The 22,914-nt window shown below is 40.2% G+C and carries 13 protein-coding genes and 2 pseudogenes; 10 read left to right on the top strand and 5 right to left on the bottom strand.

Annotated features, from left to right (window positions below):
* The first annotated feature begins 74 nt into the window (after window positions 1-74).
* Both V7S75_RS08780 and V7S75_RS08775 read left to right on the top strand, forming a co-directional pair.
* Window positions 75-671, top strand: coding sequence for a DUF4956 domain-containing protein (locus V7S75_RS08780; protein ID WP_459513160.1), 597 nt, complete (start codon window positions 75-77; stop codon window positions 669-671).
* Window positions 658-2,754 carry a TonB-dependent receptor domain-containing protein gene (locus tag V7S75_RS08775; RefSeq protein WP_459513159.1) on the top strand — a complete coding sequence of 699 codons (2,097 nt, stop codon included), beginning with the start codon at window positions 658-660 and terminating at the stop codon, window positions 2,752-2,754. Before V7S75_RS08780 ends, V7S75_RS08775 begins: the two co-directional genes overlap by 14 nt.
* Here V7S75_RS08775 and V7S75_RS08770 read toward each other — a convergent pair.
* Entirely contained in the window at window positions 2,751-5,180 is a 2,430-nt protein-coding gene (locus V7S75_RS08770; RefSeq protein ID WP_459513158.1) for a TonB-dependent receptor, read from the bottom strand. The two genes, V7S75_RS08775 and V7S75_RS08770, sit on opposite strands and share 4 nt — an antisense overlap.
* A gap of 132 nt (window positions 5,181-5,312) precedes the next feature.
* Window positions 5,313-6,716 carry a PQQ-dependent sugar dehydrogenase gene (locus tag V7S75_RS08765; protein WP_459513156.1) on the bottom strand — a complete coding sequence of 468 codons (1,404 nt, stop codon included), beginning with the start codon at window positions 6,714-6,716 and terminating at the stop codon, window positions 5,313-5,315.
* Between the two features lie 192 nt (window positions 6,717-6,908).
* Between V7S75_RS08765 and V7S75_RS08760 the strand changes: the two genes are divergently transcribed.
* Complete coding sequence (locus V7S75_RS08760; protein ID WP_459513154.1) at window positions 6,909-8,501, top strand: carboxylesterase/lipase family protein; 1,593 nt, start codon at window positions 6,909-6,911, stop codon at window positions 8,499-8,501.
* A gap of 151 nt (window positions 8,502-8,652) precedes the next feature.
* Here V7S75_RS08760 and V7S75_RS08755 read toward each other — a convergent pair whose 3' ends face one another.
* Window positions 8,653-10,449: a hypothetical protein gene (locus tag V7S75_RS08755; protein ID WP_459513153.1), complete on the bottom strand. Its 1,797-nt coding sequence runs from the start codon at window positions 10,447-10,449 to the stop codon at window positions 8,653-8,655.
* A gap of 275 nt (window positions 10,450-10,724) precedes the next feature.
* Window positions 10,725-10,991 (bottom strand): heavy-metal-associated domain-containing protein, encoded by a 267-nt coding sequence (locus V7S75_RS08750; protein WP_459513151.1) that lies wholly within the window; start codon window positions 10,989-10,991, stop codon window positions 10,725-10,727.
* A gap of 113 nt (window positions 10,992-11,104) precedes the next feature.
* On the opposite strand from V7S75_RS08750, the gene V7S75_RS08745 reads away from it, so the two are divergent.
* The 4 genes and pseudogenes from V7S75_RS08745 (at window position 11,105) to V7S75_RS08730 (ending at window position 14,147) form a co-directional block, all read left to right on the top strand.
* On the top strand, window positions 11,105-12,406 hold the full coding sequence (locus V7S75_RS08745; protein ID WP_459513149.1) for a hypothetical protein: 1,302 nt from the start codon (window positions 11,105-11,107) through the stop codon (window positions 12,404-12,406).
* An 85-nt stretch (window positions 12,407-12,491) separates the two neighbouring features.
* Window positions 12,492-12,758 (top strand): annotated as a pseudogene (locus tag V7S75_RS08740) (InlB B-repeat-containing protein); the annotation flags it as partial.
* A 21-nt stretch (window positions 12,759-12,779) separates the two neighbouring features.
* A pseudogene (locus V7S75_RS08735) lies at window positions 12,780-13,037 on the top strand (InlB B-repeat-containing protein); the annotation flags it as partial.
* A gap of 126 nt (window positions 13,038-13,163) precedes the next feature.
* Window positions 13,164-14,147, top strand: a complete 984-nt coding sequence (locus V7S75_RS08730; protein WP_459513258.1) for an FG-GAP repeat domain-containing protein — start codon at window positions 13,164-13,166, stop codon at window positions 14,145-14,147.
* Here V7S75_RS08730 and V7S75_RS08725 read toward each other — a convergent pair.
* Complete coding sequence (locus V7S75_RS08725; RefSeq protein WP_459513147.1) at window positions 14,137-15,459, bottom strand: hypothetical protein; 1,323 nt, start codon at window positions 15,457-15,459, stop codon at window positions 14,137-14,139. The genes V7S75_RS08730 and V7S75_RS08725 overlap by 11 nt on opposite strands.
* 151 nt (window positions 15,460-15,610) lie before the next feature.
* On the opposite strand from V7S75_RS08725, the gene V7S75_RS08720 reads away from it, so the two are divergent.
* Genes V7S75_RS08720 through V7S75_RS08710 form a run of 3 tightly spaced genes read left to right on the top strand, consistent with a single transcriptional unit; the run spans window position 15,611 to window position 22,883 of the window.
* On the top strand, window positions 15,611-19,162 hold the full coding sequence (locus tag V7S75_RS08720) for a T9SS type A sorting domain-containing protein (protein ID WP_459513145.1): 3,552 nt from the start codon (window positions 15,611-15,613) through the stop codon (window positions 19,160-19,162).
* On the top strand, window positions 19,162-20,805 hold the full coding sequence (locus V7S75_RS08715; RefSeq protein WP_459513144.1) for an InlB B-repeat-containing protein: 1,644 nt from the start codon (window positions 19,162-19,164) through the stop codon (window positions 20,803-20,805). Before V7S75_RS08720 ends, V7S75_RS08715 begins: the two co-directional genes overlap by 1 nt.
* A complete protein-coding gene (locus tag V7S75_RS08710; RefSeq protein WP_459513143.1) occupies window positions 20,805-22,883 on the top strand; it encodes an FG-GAP-like repeat-containing protein in 2,079 nt (692 codons plus the stop codon). The genes V7S75_RS08715 and V7S75_RS08710 overlap by 1 nt, the downstream gene beginning before the upstream one ends.
* The last annotated feature ends 31 nt before the right edge of the window (window positions 22,884-22,914 follow it).

Here is a 22,914-nt window from a genome sequence, read left to right as displayed (position 1 = left end):
ATTGCACGAATCTCGCATAGCATTCACCATTTTTGGTCGATAAAAATTGTACATTTGAGAAATTTATGACACCCATGATTGAGCTTTTTGCACTCCGATTTTTGATCAATTTGTTTTTTACCTTCTTGGTCATTCGATTCATCTATTATCCCCAATACAAGAATAAGGACTTTGTTTTTACCTTTTTCTTGTTCAATTCAATCTTGTTTGTGTTGTGTTTTTTGTTGGCTGAGGCCGACCTGAAATTCGGTTTTGCTTTTGGCCTTTTCGCCATGTTTTCCATGTTTCGCTATCGGACGGTTACGGTTCCCATCGGCGAAATGGGCTATTTTTTCTTGGTTGTAACGTTGGGTATTATCAATTCGATTGCCTCGCTGGAAAATTATCCCATGCTTATACTTGCGAATTCATTGCTCGTAGGTGTAACCTTTTTATTAGGTCGTTTTCTGACCCTAACGCATGAAAATTTCCAGGTCTTGACCTATGAGAATTTGGCTTTGGTTAAACCGGACCAAAAGGGATTATTGATTCAAGATTTAATTGATAAGACAGGCCAACCTATTCACCGCGTGCAAGTGGTAAAGGTGGATTACCAAAGAGGTGTCGCGCAATTGAAGGCCTATTACTATTCCAAAGACAACGAAACTTTCTCTGCCGATGCAGAAGCTTAGGCTACTCTTTTTTTGCCTAATTTCATTCCAAGTTGCTGCGCAGGTTGATACTTTGCTCAATGTCGAGGTGAAAGCCAGTAGACCCGAATTTGGGAAACAAATCTTTTACCCATCGGCGAATTTGACCAATTTAGGGGGTAATCTACAAGATGTATTAGCGAATATTCCGTCCATCTACGTCGCTGGCGATGGTTCGATTCAATACCGGGGCAGCCAAAGTCTTACGATTTATTTTGATGGTAAACCTTCCGGAATTCTTTCTTCTTCACGGGCCAATGCGCTCAGTCTTTTTCCCGCGGATCGCATCGATTACATCGAAATTATTTCGGCACCAGGGGCAAAATATTCTGCTGAAGGGAGTTCTGGAATTTTAAATATTGTCCTGAAAAAAGGAAGTGGATTCAAGCAAGCGCAAGCAAATTTACAATGGGGGACGCACGATCAGGTAGCTCTTTCTACGCGTTATGGGAACGGCTTTAAAAGACTTTCTTATTCGTTCGATTATAATTTCAAACAATCCATTCGTGATAATTTTCAGCATTTGTATCGCGAAAATGCCAGTCAATATGGTTTGTCTCAAATCGAACAAAACACCCAAGAGGTAAATCGGGATTATAATCACGCACTACAAGCACGTTTGGAATATAGCTTAAATCCGCGCTGGACCCTGGGATTGCAGGGAATTGGTCGATATTCCAAAGATCACAATAATGAAGCCCGACTGAATTTTTCGCAATTTGTGCGCGCTCCGGATCGCTATTACATCCGGGATGCCGACAAGCAAGGAGATGACCGAGGATTGGACCTATTAATTTCTTTGGGAACCGTGGGGAAACAACGAACAACGGCACATTTGGATTTTCTATGGATTCGAAATATAGGATCGGATCAAAATGATTTCACACAACGCTATTTCTACGGCGGCTTTGACATTCCCAATTCGAATTTTCCAAATCGAATCGAACAATCTTCCGCGAGAAGCGGCAATTATACACTACTTTTTCAAGGGGATTGGGAGACACAGCTGTCCAAAAAACTCCGTATTGATTATGGGTTTAAGTTGACAGAACGACTTTTTGATACCGATTTTCGCTATGAGAAATTTCAAGGTGTTTGGAATGTAGACCCGAGACGTAGTAATGCCTTCCAGTATGTAGAACGTATCCAAGCCGTATATGGGGCAACGCATTTTAGCGGAAAAAAATGGGATGTTCAAGGTGGATTGCGCGTGGAGGCAACACAAGCCAATCTGAATTATGTACAGCTATTTCCTTCGTTTTCAGTGGAAAGGCAATTGACAAAAAACCAACAAATTGGATTTCGCTTTTCTTCACGGGTGAACCGACCGTCCTACAAGGCTTTGAATCCTTTCATATCCTTTGCGGATCCGTTGAATCTGCAGTCGGGAAATCCGATGCTTCAACCCGAGCGAACCTATTTAGCGGAATTAGAACATTCCATGGATGTGGGTACTTTGCATACGAGCAATCAACTATTTTACCGTCGGGTCAATCAATTGGTTGGCCGGGTGCGCACCTTGCTTGAAGGCGACACGACTTTAACCCGTTTTGAGAATATTGCCCGGTCGGAAACCTGGGGCTTTGAAAATATTACCACATTTAATCCAACGAAAAATTGGAAGGTCAATGTAACGAGTTCCTTGTATCAAACCGATTTGCAAGGCCAGGTTCAAGAACAATCCTTGAACATGAATCGCTGGAGTTGGAATGGCCGTTTAAGTCAAATTTGGAATGTATCATCCACCGCATCTTTTCAAATCAGCGGGATTTATCAATCGGCTCAAATTCATCCCTTGGGTATTATTCAGGGTTTTTACACCGTGGATTTAGGTTTCAAAAAGGAGCTGAAAGCTTGGGTGTTGAATGCGCGGATTAACGATGTGTTTAATACCCAACAAACCGTTTATGATTCGAGGCCTTTTGGCTTTGTGAGTGATTTGACAAAGAAGAAAGAAACCCGAATTTTCTATTTGGGCCTTGCGTTTAAGCTAAGCACGAAGAAAAATTCGGGTCTTAAAAATCGGAAATCAGTCAACGAGGACGAGGCAGGTGAGGAGGATTAATTCGCTCCTTTGACGCGTCCTTTTTCAGCATCTAATCCCGTAGCACGTTGACGTGCTCCTTTGATGGAAGCATTTCCAAAACGATACGTGAAGTTTAATCGAACGATGCGCGAATCGTTCTTTGGCTGAACAAATACATCCAAATCCGCATATTTGATCGTCACCGGCGGATTAGACGTGTACAACATATCTTGCGCGTTCAAACGAATGGTTGCGCGCTTCTTCATGATGGTTTTTTGAATCCCCATGTTCAAGGATCCTCCCGCACCGAATAAAAAGGCTCCTTCTAAACCTCCTGTGAAATAATTCCCTCCAAATTCAATTTTGATGTCTTTGGGTAAAGTAAAAGTATGGTTTGAGGAAATGTAGAACATATTTCCAGCCGGTGAAATTGTCGACGTAGCGATATTTCCGGTTAATTCCGCCCGATTAAAAAAGATGTCGGAATTGCTTGTCCACCATTTATTCACTGGGATAGGTAAGGAAATCCCCAAGCTATAGGTCACGCGCTGTGCCATGTTAGCCGTCGTTTGGTAGGTTTTACGCGTCGCCACATCTTGTTTTAATAGTTGTGTAATAACCTGATCTGTGTGACTATATCCCAAAGTGGTCGAAATACCTCCCATGTAGGTATGACTCAATTCGAAGGAATTGGTTAATTGGGGCATCAACATCGGATTTCCCACATTGTAGGTATAGTTGTCGAGGAAAAATACGAAAGGATTCAAATCAGAGTAGCCGGGGCGGTCGATGCGCCGACTGTAATTCATGCCCAACGTATGCTTTTTTGAAACCTCGTACTGCAAAAAGGCACTTGGAAAAAATTGCAAGTAATCGCGGTGGAAAGTTTGATCGGCTTCGCCAGTATAGGATTTGGAAGTTCCATCGGCAAAAGTCCACTCGCCTCGAAGGCCAATTTGGTAACTCCATTTACCTATGGCCCGTTCGGTATTCAAATAAAGCGCATGGATTTGTTCGGTATAGACAAAACGGTTGCTTTGGCCCGTCAAGAAATTGTAGTTTTCAGCCAAAGCAGATTTCGCACGGAATTGTAAATCGTTATCCGTTTTCACCCAAGAAGATTTCATTCCAAGGCCCCATTTGGCCTTTAAAAAGGAAGGGATGACATAGTCGGATTTTAGGGAGTATTGCTCGATGTAAGATTGTGAGGCTGTGCTTAACAATGAATCTGCTTTGAAAGGCAAAAACAAGGCATTTACATAGCGTGAGCGATAGTTGTTTTGGCTTTCATCTACGAATCGTGCCTGGTCCAAGTCAATGGTTAATTCACGTCCTGTTGAATCGTAAGTATGCTTGAAATTAAAGTTGGTCGCATAATTGAAAAACGGATTGTCTAGCGAATTATACGTATCCAAACGCGAGAGAACCTCATTCTGACTGTTCATTTGAACCGTTCTATTTAGTCCGTCATTCAGGCTATTGTGATTATAGCCACCAGAAAATAACACGCCATAGGTAGTTTTAGGTGATGCATACCAATCGACACCGGCTTTCAATTGCGTGTTTTCACTTTGATTCGCATATTGAAAATTTTGCTCCCAATTTTCTTGTTGGGCCGTGAATTTTCGCAGTAGATAATTGCGTTCCATGTTCGGACGGTGGACGTATGAGGCATTTCCAAACCAGTTCCATCCATTATTGCGGTAATTGAGGTTTGCCCCCACAGATTGGCGGAAAAAGTACCCTTGTGCTAATGTGGCATTAGCTGAGCCATTCATGCCTACGTTGGCATTTTTCTTCAATTTAATGTTGATAATTCCACCCGTTCCCGCGGCATCATAGCGCGAAGAGGGATTGGTCATGATTTCCAACGTTGAAATTTGATCCGCAGGTAGGTTACGTAGGTAATTGGCCAAATCGGTCCCAGTCAAATAGGAGATTTTTCCATCGATCATGACTTTGGCGCCGGATTTACCACGCAGGGAAATGTTACCATCCTTGTCCACAATCACACCAGGTGAGCGCTCCAAAACCTCCATGGTCGTATTACCGGCCGCCATGGCCGAATTCTCCACATTGACGATGGTTTTATCTAGCTTTTTTTCGATGAGCGGTTTTGTGGCGCGGACTTCAACCTCCGCTAATTCTTTGGTTAAGGCCAAAAGGCTGATGACCCCTAAGTCAATTTGAGCTGTCTCCGTGATAGTAGGTAGGCTTAATTTTTGGGTGATAAATCCCGTCGATTGGACTTGCAGTGCATAATTGCCCGCAGGAATTTTGCTCAGTTTCCCAATTCCATTTTCGTCGGTCAAAAAGCCTTTGTATAGGCTAGAATCTGGTAATTTCTTTAGGATGGCGGTGGAAAAGGGGAGGTCTTGTTTGTTCGAATCCTGCAAACGAAACTGCAATGAATTTTGAGCAAGAGAAACTGTAGAAATCAACAATAGTAAAAGTAGTAAACGCATGTGGGCGGATTGAATAAGGCTGTTAATGAAAAAAAGCTAGATGCAATTTCCTACGAATGCGTTGCATGGCCAAGCAGAATAGGATGAGTGGCCAAAAAAAAAGCCTGAACGAATCAGGCTTTTTTTGAAGTATTATAAAGGTCTAAGTCGGAAGACCATGCCCGGATTTTCAGTTCCTACATACAAGTATCCGTCAACTCCTTGTTCCACATTCCGCATGCGGCCTAAGTTGACTAGGACTTTTTCTTGTTTGATGACCTTGTTGTCTTTGATCACACAACGATTCAGGTAGTTGAAACGTAAAGAACCCACCATCAAATTGCCTTTCCAAGCAGGGTATTTGTCGCCTACGACAAAGGTCAATCCCGATGGAGCGATGGATGGAATCCAATACGTGATCGGTTGTTCCATGCCTTCTTTTTTAGAGATGGCTGTGATCGGTTTTCCGTCGTAGTTGATGCCGTAGGAGATGACAGGCCAACCGTAGTTTTTGCCTGCTTGGATGATGTTGATTTCATCGCCACCGCGTGGACCATGTTCTGTTTCCCAGATCGCGCCGGTTGTAGGGTTCAGGGTCAAACCTTGTGGGTTTCGTTGGCCGTATGAATAAACCGTTGGGTTCGCGCTTTTGGCAAATGGATTATCTGCAGGAATGCTACCGTCATCCTTGATGCGGTGGATTTTACCATTGTCATTATCCAGGGCTTGCGGGAATACTTTTTCCATGCCTCGTTCGCCTACACTGAAGAAAAGGAACCCTTTTTTATCGAATGCCAAACGAGATCCGAAGTGGTGGAATGTTTTGGTATATGGTTTTGCCTCGAAAATTTCTTGTGATTCAACCCATTGATTGTTTTTGATTTTACCGCGGACGATGGCAGTAGTCGTTTCCGTTTGACCCGCTTCTGTTCTGAATTTCGAATAAGACATGTAAACCCAACCGTTTTGCGCATAGGCAGGGTGAAGGGTGATGTCTAATAATCCGCCTTGGCCTTTAGCCATCACAGCAGGAGTACCTGAAATGACCGTTTTGTTTTGTTTTTGGTCGACCAAATACAATTTTCCTGCGCGATCCGTGATTAGATAATCGTGGTTAGGCAATTGTGCAAACCCCCAAGGACTGTCTAAACCTGTGGCGATCGTATCCAACTGAATCGTCATTCCATCAGATTTAAAGATATTGCTCGTAGGCTTGTTGGCAAATTTATATTGCTCCACACCCGCCAAATTCTCAACGATCAAGTCGGCCAATTTCTCGATTTCCTGTGCTGTTAAAACTTCTTTCCAGGTAGGCATGCCTAATTCGGGGTAGCCACCGGTGATGCTTGCGATGATTTGTTCTTTTTTATTGCCGTGTTTCCATTGGCGGTCTACAAAGGCTTCGACTTTTTCGCCGTGGCAAGAGGCGCAGTATTGCGTATATGTTTTCTCTGCGGGTCTGTCGATGGCTAATGTTTTGGCAGGACTATTACGCAGCGACATGATGGAAATGGCGCTGATGGATAGGGCCGCGAAGAGGAGTATTCTATTTTTCATAGGGATGGAGTTAATGGTGCGTAAAGGTATAAAATTTTGGATAAAATGCAGAGATGCGATACTTCGCGTCTGAAACGGAGGAAAAACTAGACGCGAGGTATCGCGTCTCTATAGGTTTTGTCGAAGGAGAAGGATTTCAAAAAAAAAGCTTATCATTGTATCAAATTATTACAATAGCTAAACCTATCAATCATGAAAAAATTATTCTTAGCCTTAGGCGTTTGCCTTTTGGTCTCGTGGACTGCGCAGGCACAGATTACATTAAGTAAAGATGTGGCTGTGGTGCCTACAGAATCTGGACAAGTTCGTGGGTACGTACATGGAGGTATTTATACCTACAAGGGCATTCCTTACGCGGAGGCGAATCGTTTCGAAGCGCCACACAAACCCAAAGCTTGGTCGGGTGTTCGTAGTTCTTTGGTATATGGTCCCGTTGCCCCTTTGTTAACACCTACCACGCAAGTGCAAGATGAATCCGAATTTGTCTTTGATCACTCATGGGGATATACGAATGAGGATTGCATGCGTGTGAATGTTTGGACACCTGGTATTAAGGATGGGAAAAAGCGTCCTGTCATGTTTTGGATTCATGGAGGAGGATTTACTGCGGGTTCTGCCGAGGAATTGAAGTCGTATGATGGAGAGAATTTAGCCAAAAAAGGAGATGTTGTAGTCGTTTCGATTAATCACCGTTTGAATATTTTGGGATACTTAGATTTATCTGCCTATGGTGATAAGTACAAATATTCAGCGAATAACTCGGTGATGGATATGAAGGCCGCTTTGGAATGGGTAAAGACGAACATTAGCCAATTTGGTGGTGATCCAAACAATGTGACGATTTTCGGTCAATCCGGAGGTGGCGCGAAGGTAAATACCTTGATGGCGATGCCTTCTGCCAAAGGTTTGTTTCACAAAGCGATTAATCAGAGTGGGGCTTTCCGTGGTTCTATGCTTGACAAGGCAACAACACAAGCGATCACAGCAGAGGTGTTGAAATCCCTAAATATCAGTGTTGATTCTTTGCAAAAAGTTCCTTTTGCGACTTTGGCAAGTGCTGGAAACAAAGCGCTTCAAGTAGTAGCTGCTCAAATGAAAGCAGCTGGAAAACCTATGGTTGGTTTTGGATTAAGTTGGGGCCCAAGCGTCGATGGCGACTTGTTACCTTATCAATTATTTTCGGATGAGGCAATGAAATTATCGAAGGATGTTCCTTTGATGATTGGAACGGTGAAAAATGAATTTATGCCTTCGTTAATGACGAACATGGCGAATGCTACAGCTGAGGAGGTTGATGCATACATCAAAAAGACTTTTGGAGCCAAAGCAGATGCTTATAAAGCAGCGGTCAAGAAAGCCTATCCAGCGGATACAAAGCCATCGGATTTGATGGATGTGGATACGCGTTTCCGTCCGGGAGCAGTGGTTCAAGCGAATCTGAAATCGGCTTTGAATGCTGCGCCGGTGTTTATGTATTTATTTACTTGGCAATCTCCTGTGATGGATGGCAAATATAAATCGATGCACTGCTTCGAGTTGCCTTTCTGTTTCAATAACATTGCGCGTTGTGAAAACATGACGGGCGGAGGAAAAGAAGCTTATGCCTTAGCGGATAAGGTGAGCCAAGCCTGGATCAACTTTGCACGTGTAGGAAATCCGAATCACAAAGGTTTACCAACTTGGCCGACGTATAATGCAGCTGCAACGCCAACGATGCATTTGGATAATACGTGTGAGGTCAAGCCACAAATGGATAAGGAGTTGTTTGAGTTGACGGCGAATTAATAGCGTAGAGACGCGATACTTCGCGTCTAGTTTTTAGGAAAGGAAGCACGATAGAATCGTGTCTCCTTTTTTTATGATTTTTAGACGCGAAGTATTTCATCCCTACGTTTTGATTTTAGACGCGAAGTATCGCGTCTCTACAAATCACCACTTAAAAATAATGGATTGCCCTTACCCGATAAACTTCGTTTTTACGGGCTTCGCGGTAAGAGCCGTCGATGAATAATTGCAGCCAAGCAATGTTTTGGTCGGTGATCGTTGTTCCCGAGTATTCGGTGGAAGACCAATAGAGATCGGTTTTATCGATTCCGCCGATTTTATCTGCCTGTAAATAGATTTGGTTTAATTCGTCTTTACTTGGTAAAAACCATTCACTATAGCCGCCGTAGGCATATTTGGCGCATAACCTTGCTGCAGAGTTTAGCGTTCCACACATTCGAACAATTTCAGCGGTATTTGCCTTGCCTGCACCGATATTTTCATTACGTGCTTTGATGATTGAAATTTCTGGGCAGCCCCAATAGGTCGACTGGGTAATATCTTCCGGGCTGACAACAAAGCCATGCTGTTCGCCTCTCACATAGCCTGGGTCGGTTTCTTTGAAGAAATAAGTGATTACGCCTCCTTGGTGAAAATCGCCTATTTTCAAGCTTCCAGCTGTTGGGTTTGTGGGATTACTCGGTGAAGAGGGATCGGTAATTAGCACGGGGACACTGGATAGTGTTTTAAAACTTAGCGGGCTTCCATAAACAATTCCTTTTCCATTGATCGCATATGCAACGATGTAATAGGTTTTATTTTCGGTTAAGTTGGCCAAATAGTAACTAAAGGGTCCTTTTCCTATGGCCACAGGGAATTTCAAATTGTTGACCGTGGGATTTGGTACAATACTCACGCAGAATCCTTTTTCCGTGACGGGGGTATTCCCCTCTTCGGTTACGGTACCTGTGAGTACGGCTCCATGAATAGCAATGTCCGCGACAGAAACAGTTTTGACGCTCGCATAGGTATACTCCCCCGTTGTGAAAGGGATAGGCGCTCCATAGGCAGTCCCTTTTTTATTGGTAGCAAATGCTCGCATGAAGTATTGTACTCCCGTTTTTAAATTGGTGACAACTAAGCGGTATGCGCTTAATCCTCCTGGAATGGAGAATTTTTGGCAAGTGTTTAAATCTTCTTTGTCTGCGCAAAGTAGAAATCCCCTTTCGGTAATTTCAGAGCCTCCGGTGTCCATTACTTCGCCTTGAAAGTTGGCCGTTGTATTTGTAATATCGCTTACATGATTACTTGCGACGATGGGTGGGCTGAAGTTAAACGTGGTAAAGCTAAGTTCATCGCCATAGGAGATCCCCAGGGCGTTGATGGCATAGGATTTTACGTAATAGGTTGTGTTCTCGTTAAGCCCGTTCAGAAAATTATCAAACGGTCCTTCTCCCTTGCCACTGGCAACTTTGTAATCTTGTATGGTGGGATTGGCATGCGTGCTGTAACAAAATCCGCGTTCAGTTACCTGTTTTCCACCGTCATAACCTACGATGCCTGCAACTTGGCAGGAATTAATGTAGACATTTTTGATTTTATCAGTACTTACTTCGGGAAGTGTATATTCGCGGGTAGAAAAGGTTTTGGTCGTGCCAAAACTGGTTGTCTCCGAATTTTTTGCAAAAGCGACGAAGGAATACAGCGTTTCTGCGGTTAATCCCGTTACGAGGACCGCGAAATCACCCATGCCTGCACTTGCACTAACTTTATGTTTAAGAAGTTCTTCAGGTTTATTGTGGTCGGCATAATAAAAACCACGTTCAGTTATACCAAGAAGTTCTTCTGCTGCGTTAGTACCCTGGAGCGTCACGGAGGTGGCGCGGGGGTTGATGGCATCTTTTGTTTGGACATTGGGAGCAATAGGGAGCTGTTCTTTTTTGCAGGAGACAAAAAATAAGGCAAACAAAATCCAAATTAAAATGTTTCTAGAACTAAGTTTATGCATTGAATCTTTGACCTAAGGTCAAGGATAATTTGCGGTAATATTAAGGATAAATATTGAAAATTTAGGCACTGTCCTGATGCATGTTGGCAAGGATGATTCAAGATTTTTGTAAATTGCCGAATAATATTTCGGTGAAAGTGAGGGAAGAATCCTAGGATTTGACCTTTGCGACATAGAAAAATTAGAACTAGGATTATTTAAAACCTCCTTGAAATTCAGGGAGGTTTTTTTACTAGTTAGGCAGTCGCTTTCCCAATCGCGCAACTCACATAGGATTTCGCCTCCTTCAGGAAGGTATTATTTCCTTTTTCGGGATATCCCATGCCATCCATTTTTTTGACATAAGATTCCTTGTCTAATTGCTTACCTTGAATCGTGATTTTCTCCTCTTCGAGGTTGATGTCCACGGATTTTACACCGGGGAATTCCAAAAGTGCCTTTTTTATGCCGCTCATGCAGCCGCCACACTTGATGTTTTCAACAAAAATTTCTAAAGTTTCCATACGATCTTTGTTTGATGTTTTCAAAGATACATAGGGGATAGGATTCGGGACGTGACGAAAGTCATGTCATTAATCTCAATTCTTTTTTTTTATTTTGTCGCATGTGTATCAATATGAAAAATATATTCTTGGCGTTATTTCTGTTAATTAGTATTGACTTAGAAGCATCGCCAAGTTTGGAATGGTTTGATTCTAACGAAGCAAAACGAATACTACTAGATTTGCAAAATGGTAAAATCCATGTTGAAAAATTACCAGGTCAATGGGAAATAGTAAACGAGGTAGATGTTTCTTCCATAAAAGAAGTTGAATTACCACGTGGGTTTCATCATCATACATTTGTTGACCCTACCAATAATTTGATATTTACGATTGATGGTACTGGAATCGTATTTGAGCTAGATTTTGGAACGAAGCAATTGAAGCGAATTGATAAAACCTATTTTCGAGGCTTTAACTTTGGAGCAACAGTTTTTACTCGGAAAAATGTAATATATAGTTTTGGTGGTTCCGGTTTTTGGAATTACAGTCATGCCTTAACCTATTTCGACTCAGGTAAAATGGAATGGGAAATTTTGAGGCCAACGAATAAAGGTCCCTTGGGTATGTTTAACGGATTCCAAGGCTATGATAAATCAACAGATAGTTATTTCTCTGGTGGGTCTGAGTATGGTGATTTTTTAGCTCATTATGATCTTATTATTCAAAAGGAATTGTATCAATTTAACTTTCGACAAAAACATTGGGAACTATTAGGGGAGTTGAACTCGATTTTATTAAATGAAAAATCACGTGATGTTTTTTGGACAGGAACATATTTTGTTCAATTCTCGAGAAATAAGGTATATATAATTGAACCGAAGTTGAATAAAGTATATCAGTTCGAAAGTCCGAAAGAATTATTTCAAGACGGTGGGGATACCTATATTGTAGGGAATAAATTATACCAGTTTTGGGATGGTAACAGTGGTGCAAATCAAGTAATTGATATCAAAGGAATTTTGCATAAATCAAAATACATTGGACCATTTTATACCAAACAAAATCCTGTATTTTGGTATGTTGGCTTAAGTATTTTCCTTGTTTTCATATTTCTATTTACATGGATGAAATTGAAAAAACGGAAAATAGTAATTTTGGATTTGACGATTGAAGAAAAAAAACTTATTCAGTTGATGTTGTCAAAAGAAGAGCTTGAACGGTTTTCAACGGTAGAACTCAATGAGGTATTAGGATTAGATGCTAAGTCCATTGAAAATCAAAGGAAAATCCGAACTTCGATTATTGCTTCAATTAATCAGAAAATTTATTTTCGATACAGTATTCCAAATGCGATCGAGCGTTCTACCGCGATGCAAGACAGGCGATTAACATTATATCATTTAAAAGCTGAAGCATATCGCTTAATTAAATAAGTGATATCCTAATTCACACATTTAATTGCATGCAGCCATAATTCTATAGATAGTTTTGAGTGATTAAAATTCAAAAGACGACTCTATGAGAAAAATAGCCTTTATTGTATGTGGATTAATATTACTTTCTTGTTCCAAGGAGATTATTCAACATAATTTAACTGTATCAGCCGAACCGATAAGTGGCGGTACGATTACCCCGGCTAGTTCAAGTTTTGAACATGGTACCCAAGTAACGCTTACTTCAACACCGAAAAGTGAATATATCTTTAAAGGTTGGTCTGGTAGTCTCTCTGGGAATGTGAATCCCTCGACATTAGTTATTGATTCAGATAAGCAAGTAACAGGTATTTTTGAAAAACGAAATTATCCTTTGAATTTAACGATTGAAGGTTCTGGTATCGTCAAAGAAGAAGTTATTTCCGTTGCATCGCAAAGCCAATACCCTTCTGGTACCTCAGTAAGATTGACAGCTGAACCAGCGTTGAAATGGAAATTTAAGGCTTGGTCTGGAGATCAAAGTTCAAGCAGTAATCCCTTAGATTTGAAAGTTGACAAATCAATAAGCTTGAAAGCTATTTTTGAATTAGCTAATGTTACGCTCCAAACTTATACAGGTACATCCTATGTATATCGTCATTCTGATTTGTGGTTAGATTTTTATTCGTTACCTAAATCAAACGGAATTGATATCAAAGATTATTATTACGGTGGAGGAATTGCATTTGCTGATTTTGATCGTGATGGATATACGGATGTGCTTTGTTCAAAGCAGTTTGGCGCAAACAATACTCCAGATGTTAGAAGACCCTTGGAATTATATTTGAATGATGGTTCAAATCAAAAGTTCGTATTGAATACTAGTCTAATAAAGAATAATATAGGAACCGAAGCAGCACGTCAAGCATTAGTTGGAGATTTTAATCAGGATGGTAAACCTGATGTGTTTTTTGCCGACCAAGGCGCGGAGGATGGTTCAAAAAATTTCTATAATAAAGCATTTCCAAGTCTATTATTGAGTAATGCATCGGGGTATGATTTCAAAATATTGACAAATTTGGCCAAAGAATACTATCATGCTGCAGCTTCTGCAGACATCGATAAAGATGGCGATTTAGATATATTTACGACAGCGGTAAATGGCTCGATTTTAATAAATGATGGCAAAGGGAATTTTACAAATCGACCGGACTTATTTAGTTATTCTCGTTGGGGTGCTTGTGCTGAATTCGCAGATTTAAATAAAGATGGATATGTTGATTTGATCTTAGGGGGGCATGCGATGGGACATCCAACAATTGACATGAAAGGAAATACAATATTTTGGGGCAACGGAGTGGATTATCAAGAATCTCGAAGCACAACCTTGCCCAATGTAGATAATTGGGGGGTTAGTATAGATTTTGCTTTTCAAGATTTGAATCAAGATGGATTCTCAGAAATCATCGTTTCTCGCATCGGTGGAAAATATGTATCAGCAACAGATTCATATGAAAATTTCTACAATGGCTGGCGCCTACAAATTCTAGAACGTAACGGTACAAACAACTATGAAGATAAAACTGAAGCTTATATTGCTGATTATTCAGGTTCAGAACAATGGCTTCAGTGGTTGCGTGTTCAAGATATAGATGGTAATGGAAAATTAGATCTTTTTCCTTCTGATAAAAGTAGAAAAAGGACTAATGGATCGCTATTTCGATGGGAATGGAATGGCTCTAAATTTGTCTCTAAAGAATAGCCTTAATCTTATCTTTTACCCCTTTCTTCAGTCGGTACGTGATAAGTCGCTTATCTTCCGTTGAAGAGGTACGCTCTATGGCATTTTTGATGTTGTAATAGAAGGCCAACTTCTCATTGACTTGTTTGATGATCATGAACCGAATCCGCCGTTGGTTTTCTTGTGATTTTTGGCTGCAGTCAAGAATATCATTTAACTCATTCGTTGAAATAGAGTTTTCTCCCGCTACGATCAATGCGTTTAATAATTTACGTTCCATCGCATCGAAACTAGGTTCAAGTTTGCGTTTTTTCTTATAAATGAAAATGATGAGTGCTAGGATGGCTAAGATCGCAGCAAATCCATAATAGTAGGTGGAATAATCTGTTACATAAAATTTGCCTTCGTAGGTTGATTTCTTTAACAGGGCTAAAACGGGAATGCTTGCAAGTGGGCCTCGATTTGGGAAATGGTAATATTTGATGGTGTCTCCACAGACGTAATGATTGCCACTCGATTCAAAATAGGTGCCATTGTCCTTGTATTGAAAAATTTCATTTTTGAAGGGATCAATGATGAAAATTCGATCTCGGGCCATTTGTACAAAATGCGTGCCATTCCAAAAAATCGTACGATGCTCCTCTAGGGAAATTTTACGGGATATTTCGCCTAATAACTCCCAGGTTTTTGATTTGAAACTAAACTTGTAGAAGTCTCGCTCGAAAGTGATTTTTTCGTCTTCTAGAAAGTTTTTGTTCGTTCCCCCTCCTGAATAGAAGGCATCTTCTTTCGCAGAATAGCCTTGAAATCCAGCTGAAATATGTTCAGGACCTTTGTTTTTGGGCCTAAATAACTCCCATTCCTTTGTCGTTCTATCATCGAAATAAGTAATTTGTCGATTGTATCCCCAAAAGCCTTCACCACCAATAGAATAAATAATGTTATTTCGAAAGAATCGAATGGCACTAAAGTTATATCCACTGTGTAAGGTTTGATCGATTCGATTGACTTGGGCGCTAGAAACATGAAAATCGAATACGATTCCAGTCCCTTGCACGGCAAAGCGGATAAGATCTTGGTTCAAGAAATAATAATCAGCTCGGTAATATTTCGTGATTAATGTATTTCGGTCGTCTTCCGAAATAACGATGGGGCGGACGATTTTCCATTGATCAACTGCCGTTTCGGTCTCAAGATTGCGCGTGTCTAAGTTGATGCGATGGCGCAATGAGGCCCCTTTGGGAAGCCAATCGATCACATGATCTATGGCAAAACTACTCCATGAGAGTAGCAAAAAGGTTATCAAAATGAGAGGTCGAACTAGTTTGTACACGCAGAATAATATTTGATGCAAATTAAGAAATTCAACGAAATTAATGTGATTGAATTTTCACGGAATTCGTTACAATAACGTGAATAACGGATTTTTTAACGGTATTCTCAGGATATAAAAGGTATTTTGAATAAAACATTTTACTGTCCTTATGAAAATTCAAGTTCGGATCTTTTTACTTTTAATACTATCTGCCAAATGTTACGCTCAAGATATTCGAGTGAAATCTGTAAGCAAGAATGTTCTAGCTTTTGATTCCAGTACCCCCAAACTCTTAGCTGACCTCGGCATTGCTGATAGATTCCATGTTTCACGATATCATGAATATGCCGACTTCACCGGCGATGGGAAAAAAGATTTTTTCATCAACTATGCGGGGAATCCAGAGAAGGCATACATAAGTGCCTTGTTTGTACAAAAAACCGTTAATGGTAAAATGCAGTGGGTCGAAGATGTCAACTACCGCGTTAAACAAAATTCTGATTTTGGTTTTGTGACAGGATTATCTGCAGATTTCAACGGCGATGGGAAACGGGATATTTACCAATTTACCCAAAACTACCACGGAAAACCGGGGAATCAACCATCCAATTTTATAGGTAGAAAAAATAATTATCCGGACAACTATTTAATTAACACGGGTTCGGGATTTAATTATGTAATGGCCGATGATTATTTTGATGGTGATCAAACTAATGGTGATTATCTAAATCAGAAGGAACCTATCATATTAGACCCCGATAAGGATGGGATACCCAATGTTGTGTTTGCCAATCAGGGGCAATTTGGTAATGACGTCTACCAAAGAAAGCCTCTTTTCTATGATTTATTTTATTCGTATGAAATGGATGCGAATAACAAATGGACGCGGGAATTTTTATATCCGAATGCAAATCCGATTGGGTTTTGTTGTGATCACTTGGAGGCATTTCCGTTTAATGGGCAAGTTGTCAATAACAAAGACTACTACTTCTTGCTGCGCTATGATCAAATGTGGGATAAATCAACTGGCAAAGTACAGCCTTTTACTTCATGGAATTTGTCTGATAATCAATACGTAGTCCAGCAGTATCAAATTCGGAAACAAGATTTAAGTCTCAAATTTGACAGCAATGGGGCCCAGGATTTTGGACAGCTACAACGCGAATATCCTTATTCCATCGTGAATGATTGGGGAACACATTTTGCGGATTTGGATAAAGATGGGAATCTGGAAATGATTACCCTCGAATGGGGGAATAATAAAGGGACGGATAATCGCCCGAATAAAATTGGAATCTACAATCTGAAAGGGGAGGAGATATCGGCTCAGTGGTTTGATAATCGATTGAATTATGATAATACGAACTCGCATGGGAATGGTATTCACTTGGTCGATGTGAACAATGATGGCTTGGTCGATATCGTTCCGCAGAACGGATGGTATGAAAAGAAAAACGATCAATGGGGCTATTTTATTTTCATGAATAATGGAAAGAAAATGGTGAAACGTTCGGTGGTTTTCCCAACCAACGATCATTCGAGTGAATTTTTTGATCAAAGTGGAAATTGGAAAGGTTTCAAGATTCCCATCGATTTCAATGGCGATGGGGTTTACGAAATCATGCAAATTCGCATGGATTATAACATCGATATTGTTGAGTTAAATTTAACGGATGTAGATAAGGATGGTTTTATCGACGACTTGGATAATTGCCCCAAATCCTATAATCCGGATCAAGCAGATACGGATAAGGATGGTATCGGGGATGTGTGTGATGTAGTGAATTCTTATTTGGTCAATCCTATTAAATTAAAAAGTACTGAAACGGTAGATATCTATGCGATTAAAAATCCGTTTGCCTATGAGAACGAAAACGGTCGAATCGTGAATGGCTTGGAGGAGTTTCATCCCCCATTTGACCGGGGAAGTATTCCAATAGATTATAATCAAGATGGCAAAATGGACATCATTCATTCGAGTACTTTTATTGATGGGATTAGCTCATCTATTGCAATGGGTCATCTATCTGTACCGTTGTATTTTAAAAACAAAGGCAATTTTAGTTTTGAGGTGTATCGAAATCCGAATTACCTTGACTATTCTATTTTCCATGCCATCCAAAATTATGAACTCGTCGATGTGAATAAAGACGGGAAATTGGAAATTTTCCCGGGTGGAGAACATTATCATTCAGAGCAAACAGGGGTAGATAATTACAAAAATCTGCAATTTTGGTTAGCCAAAAACAATAACCACCAAGTGGAAATAGATTATAGCAAGTGGGAATTTAAATTGAACCGCTATTATTCATTTAAAGACCAAAATTACATAGTTGATGAAGTCGCTAAAATTGATATTTCAGCCGAAAAAGCGAAAGACCCGAGCAATATTTTTGACTCCATTCAGTCGATTGGATCTGGTGATATTGACAATGACGGCGATGTGGATTTGGTCCAAATGGCTCAGAGCACGAATGGACGTTACTTTTCCGTGATGCTGAATGATGGCAAGGGCAATTTTACGTTGACAAAAACGAAGACCGATATTACTTTTCCGGAAGGCCGACTGATCTTAGACGATTTGAACCAGGATGGGAAGATGGAATTGTTGGGCGTCGGGAAAAAGGGGGATTCGAAACAATTGTATTTATACCAATACGAAAATTTGGGTGGGACAAGTTTTGATTTTCAGAATCCTAAACAACTTGATTTGGTGTACAATGCCACAGATCCTATCAACCCGGGGAATCAAAGTTTGCGATCCTTTAAAAAGCAGGATTTGGATGGGGATGGGAACCCTGAATTCATATGTTATTTGACAAATCAATATTCTGGATTGGGTAATTTGGATTTTCAGCCCACAAAACTAGCTTTGATTGAGCCGCATAATCAGGTGCTTATTTATACGAATACTAAAGGTGTTCTTAGTAATACGACCGCCAAATATATTCCCGACCAAAAGAATTTGGGCAAATGGTTTAGCAATGAAAGTGGCATGTATTTCATGGATATGGATTTGGATGGGAATTTGGATTTGGTGCCGTTTGTGAATACGTTGGAACCTAGTTATTTGTGGAATGGCACGTCTGATTTTCAGTATTTCAGCTTTAACCCTTCCACGAAGAAATTTGAGTACAAAAGCAAACCCAATTACATTTCGTTATTCCCAGCATCCGATAAAAATTATGGTTATTTGGCCAAAAATTTAGGTCGCTACGCATATGATTATGCGGATTTGGATGGGGATGGGGCTTTAGAAGTGATTCAGCCTTCGGTAAGAATGGATTTAGATCCAAATGTAAAAGGCAATGAAAATTATCTGTTGATTATCAAAGATAAAGCCTTAGATAAGCGCCCAGATGATGATGGCGATGGGGTTAAAAATGTTGTGGATAAATGTCCCAATACCGTCGCAGGAGCTAAGATTGACTCGTATGGTTGTGAAATTGTGCTTGCCACAGCGAAGGAAGATATCGGACTTTTGGTTTCACCAAATCCATTCGATCAAGTTGTGAAAATTACGTACCCCACTAGTTTTGGTTCTTTTGTTTCGGCTGAATTGACGGATATCAAAGGGGCTTTGGTTTGGAGAAAAAATCAAGTGACGAATGATGAGCCATTTGATCTGTCATTCTTGTCGGCAGGCAATTATTTCATGAAAGTGTTGTCGTTGACGACGGGGCAGTCGCAGGTTATTAAATTAAGTAAATCAATACATTAATGAAACGATTACACATTGCAATTTTGTGCATGGCTTTAGTAGCCTGCTCCAAAGAAGTTTTAACCCACAAATTAAGCACAGACGCGAGTCCCATGAACGGCGGAACCGTTACGCCTCCCGGGAATTCCTATGAGCATGGGCAACAGGTAAACCTAACGGCTACCCCGAGTGGGGAATATCTTTTCAAGGAGTGGAAAGGGAGCGTGACAGGAACAACGAATCCGACGAGTTTGGTGATGGATGCCGACAAGCAAGTAACGGGTGTTTTTGAGAAGCGTCAATATCCGTTGACCTTAACAATCGAGGGGAATGGAACGGTGAAAGAGGAGGTGATTGCGATGGCATCGCAGGCACAATACCCTTCGGGGACAATGGTGAAGTTGACCGCCAAAGCCAATCCTGGTTCCACATTTAGTGAGTGGAAGGGAGACATTACAGGGAAGGATTCAGTTTTGACAACAAGCATTATCAAGCCTATTAGTTTGACGGCGAAATTTTTGGACCGACCGCTGGTACCTGCCATCAATACGGATATATTTCCTGATTTAAACTGGAATGATCACGTGGCTGGTCGCAATGCTCCTTATGATTTTAATCAAGATATGATTCCGGATATTGTGACATACCGCCGAGTTTCAGAAAAGTCGATACTTCCTTCAATATTTCAAATAAAAGATTATTCCGGTTCGAGCTTGTATTCTTTTAATTTGAAGGATTTTAAACCGGCTGCGCGTGATTCCCTCCAACACATTATCATCGATTTTCAAGATTTGAACAATGACGGTTATGCGGATTTTGGTTTATCCTACATGGGTGAGTGGTGGACTGGACAAAACGGGGCTCCAGGAAGTACCGTGAAATATATTGGAAACAATATTTATTTACTTTTGTCCAAAGGGAAGTTGCAGTACGATGCGGTTGAAATTTTAGATGCCCCGAATAAGCCGCTCTCTTTTAACATTAACTTGTTTGATTGGGATTTTGATGGGAAGCAAGATGTTTTGCTTTCGGATTTAGCCAATGGTGATTATTTGAAAAACCTGGGCGGGAATAAATTTGAACGAAGTAAACTGCCGGCCTTTCCATTTAAACAAGGGATGTCCAATAAAGTTGATTTTGATAAAGATGGTAAACCGGAATTCATTAATTTATATGTTAATGAATTCGATGAGAATAATCGTCCCAAGTCATCAGATAACTCTCAAACATTATCCGTCCTTTCCTCGAAAGGAGTTTCGAGCTATCCTGTAGTAGGTAAGACCATAACCAAATACGTGTATATTTTGGGGGATATTCTATCAGCCGAACGCATTAATATGGTGGATGGCGACGGAGATGGGGACGTGGATTTGGTAGTTGGAAGTTTACGCGCCAAGCCCAATGCTCCGTGGACTTATGTTCAGGACTATTTCGAAAATACAGGGAAGCAATTTGAATACAGACCTGGTTACATCGAAATGGATGAAAATCTTATTGGTGAACTTCAAGTTTGGACTGGCGATATTGACAAGGATGGCGATGTAGATCTCTTTTACCCAACCTATCGGAAAAGCCAATTGAACGCGAATCATGGAGGGTATTTTTGGTGGGAAAATACCAAAACGGGTTTTAAGATTAATAAGAATTTTTATTTGAAATATTAATGAAAAAATACCTATTCGCTTTTTATCTACTTTCAAATTTGGCATTCGGTCAAGGAAAAGGAGAGAAAAAAATCCTTTTGGAAAAACCGATTAATGCGAATACTACATTCGAATTTGGCGATTTACATTTTGAGAAAAATGGTAAGAATTATTGGCTTACGACGTTTACTGCAATTACTGGGCCCGAGGTTGATTATTATCGGGTATTTGAAATTAAGCAAGATAGTGGATATGTGAAGGAGGTTACATCCCAACTTTTAGGCGGATTTTATCCGGTGGGTGGCATAAATCCTCCTTATTATTATGAGGATATTGATAATGATGGGATCAAGGATATTATCATTTTTGACCATGGGAAAGAGGAAGCCAATAAGCAGCCTTGGGCGGATTACAATGTTTTTTTTAAAGGAACTAAAGAAGGATTTGTTAAAAAAGAATTGCCATTAATTACAACTGATAAGCAATATTATCACGCTCATGCTGTCGCTGATTTTGATGTAGATGGAGATCTAGATATAGCATTTAGCTACAATTCTGCCCATATTTTCATGAACAATGGCAAGGGGGAGTTTAGCGAAATGAAAACGACCAATGTTAGTTTTTCTGAGTGGTTGGGTTATCAATATGTAATTAATAATCAAAAATATAATCAGGGCTCATTTGGGCTTAAGTTTGCTAATATTGATGCCGACAAGGAGTTGGAATTAATTATACCGATATCGGATCAGTCGGTCTATTTGGATTTAGTGAACAATGCCTGGGAGGCAAAATTGATAGGTTCAGCAAAGCCTTTTCAATGGAAGGAAAATGTACACATCGGAGGTGAGCAAGTTTTGAGTTTTGTAAATCCAATTACTAAAAAGACCGATTTGGTTTATCGTATTGCTTCTCAAAAGGTAACGCCTTCCGCTCCAGGAGGTAAATGGATATCGCTGTATTTTAAATCGGATGGGACTGACTATTCCAAAATTTCACCATTTAAAGGAGGCTTTATTGATACAGCTACGGTATATTATATTGACCCCAAAATTGCCGACATTAATTTTGATGGGTTTGATGATTTGACCTTTAAGGAATACGATTATACACAATATCAAAATTACCCTTGCTGTAAATATTATAATGGTGCCCAGCTTCATGCTGTAAATAACCGTATTTGGTTGAATAATGGGAACAATGACTTTGCTCCTGCGAATATTAAGTTTTCAGATGATGCGAATAAGAGTGTTTATTTATTTGTTAAGTCAGATCCCAAACTAAAATACAATCTTTTTTTGAGGGCTTCACACGTGATGAATTTTCCAATTGACAACGACTACAAGACAAAAAATGTAGAGTTCTATACGAAGATTGATAGCTTAATTTATCCAAAAGTTGATAAGCAAAAGTTGAGTCTTTGTAAAGGCAGTTCTATTAAATATGTACCTGCTTTAGTACCCGTTGAGCTTTCTATATCAAGAGCAGGTAAATTGGGCTCTCAGACTGTTGGTACAAACCTTATAACATATTCGTCAAATTCTGCAGGTTCTGACACCTTGCGATATAAACTAAAAAACAGTTTTTTCGAAAGTCCTGATTACGAGTTGACGCTGCAGGTTTTTGATAACCCAACGACGCCTTCTATTTCGAGAGAAGGTGCATCAACGCTTGTGTCCTCTGTCGAATCGGGGAATCAATGGTTTTTAAACGGGAATAAATTAGTCGGTGAAACAGGACAAAAAATCACTGCAAATGCGAATGGCCTTTATACCGTTCAAACGACTAATTCAATGGGTTGTTTGTCGGCCGTTTCCAAAGAATCATATGGTCTCATAACGGCTACGAACAGCGAACCTATTGATGTAGTAATTGCTCCCAATCCCTTTAAAGACTATATAAAAATCGAGTTTCCGGCTTCTTTTGGGATTTATTCTAAAGTTGAATTACTCGGCTTATCTAGTGTAGTTTCCAAATCAAAAATGCATGTACAATCTGGTGATGTTTTGTCAGTATCTGATTTAGCTTCGGGTATTTATGTGCTTAAAATTACGTCTGAAAGTTCGAAAGAATCTAAAATCGTTAAATTGGTCAAAGAGTAATTCTGCAATTTCTTATCTTGTGTCATATTCG

The organism is Aquirufa sp. TARAVU-A1A, from assembly GCF_054558675.1.
Note: the sequence above shows the minus strand (reverse complement) of the source record. Positions and strands in the feature narration are given on the sequence as shown.

Coding starts and splice junctions, on each gene's coding strand:
- V7S75_RS08765 (WP_459513156.1), bottom strand. CDS start 6,716: ATGAAAAATAGAATACTCCTCTTCGCGGCCCTATCCATCAGCGCCATT.
- V7S75_RS08760 (WP_459513154.1), top strand. CDS start 6,909: ATGAAAAAATTATTCTTAGCCTTAGGCGTTTGCCTTTTGGTCTCGTGG.
- V7S75_RS08720 (WP_459513145.1), top strand. CDS start 15,611: ATGAAAATTCAAGTTCGGATCTTTTTACTTTTAATACTATCTGCCAAA.
- V7S75_RS08750 (WP_459513151.1), bottom strand. CDS start 10,991: ATGGAAACTTTAGAAATTTTTGTTGAAAACATCAAGTGTGGCGGCTGC.
- V7S75_RS08780 (WP_459513160.1), top strand. CDS start 75: ATGATTGAGCTTTTTGCACTCCGATTTTTGATCAATTTGTTTTTTACC.
- V7S75_RS08710 (WP_459513143.1), top strand. CDS start 20,805: ATGAAAAAATACCTATTCGCTTTTTATCTACTTTCAAATTTGGCATTC.
- V7S75_RS08715 (WP_459513144.1), top strand. CDS start 19,162: ATGAAACGATTACACATTGCAATTTTGTGCATGGCTTTAGTAGCCTGC.
- V7S75_RS08745 (WP_459513149.1), top strand. CDS start 11,105: ATGAAAAATATATTCTTGGCGTTATTTCTGTTAATTAGTATTGACTTA.
- V7S75_RS08775 (WP_459513159.1), top strand. CDS start 658: ATGCAGAAGCTTAGGCTACTCTTTTTTTGCCTAATTTCATTCCAAGTT.
- V7S75_RS08770 (WP_459513158.1), bottom strand. CDS start 5,180: ATGCGTTTACTACTTTTACTATTGTTGATTTCTACAGTTTCTCTTGCT.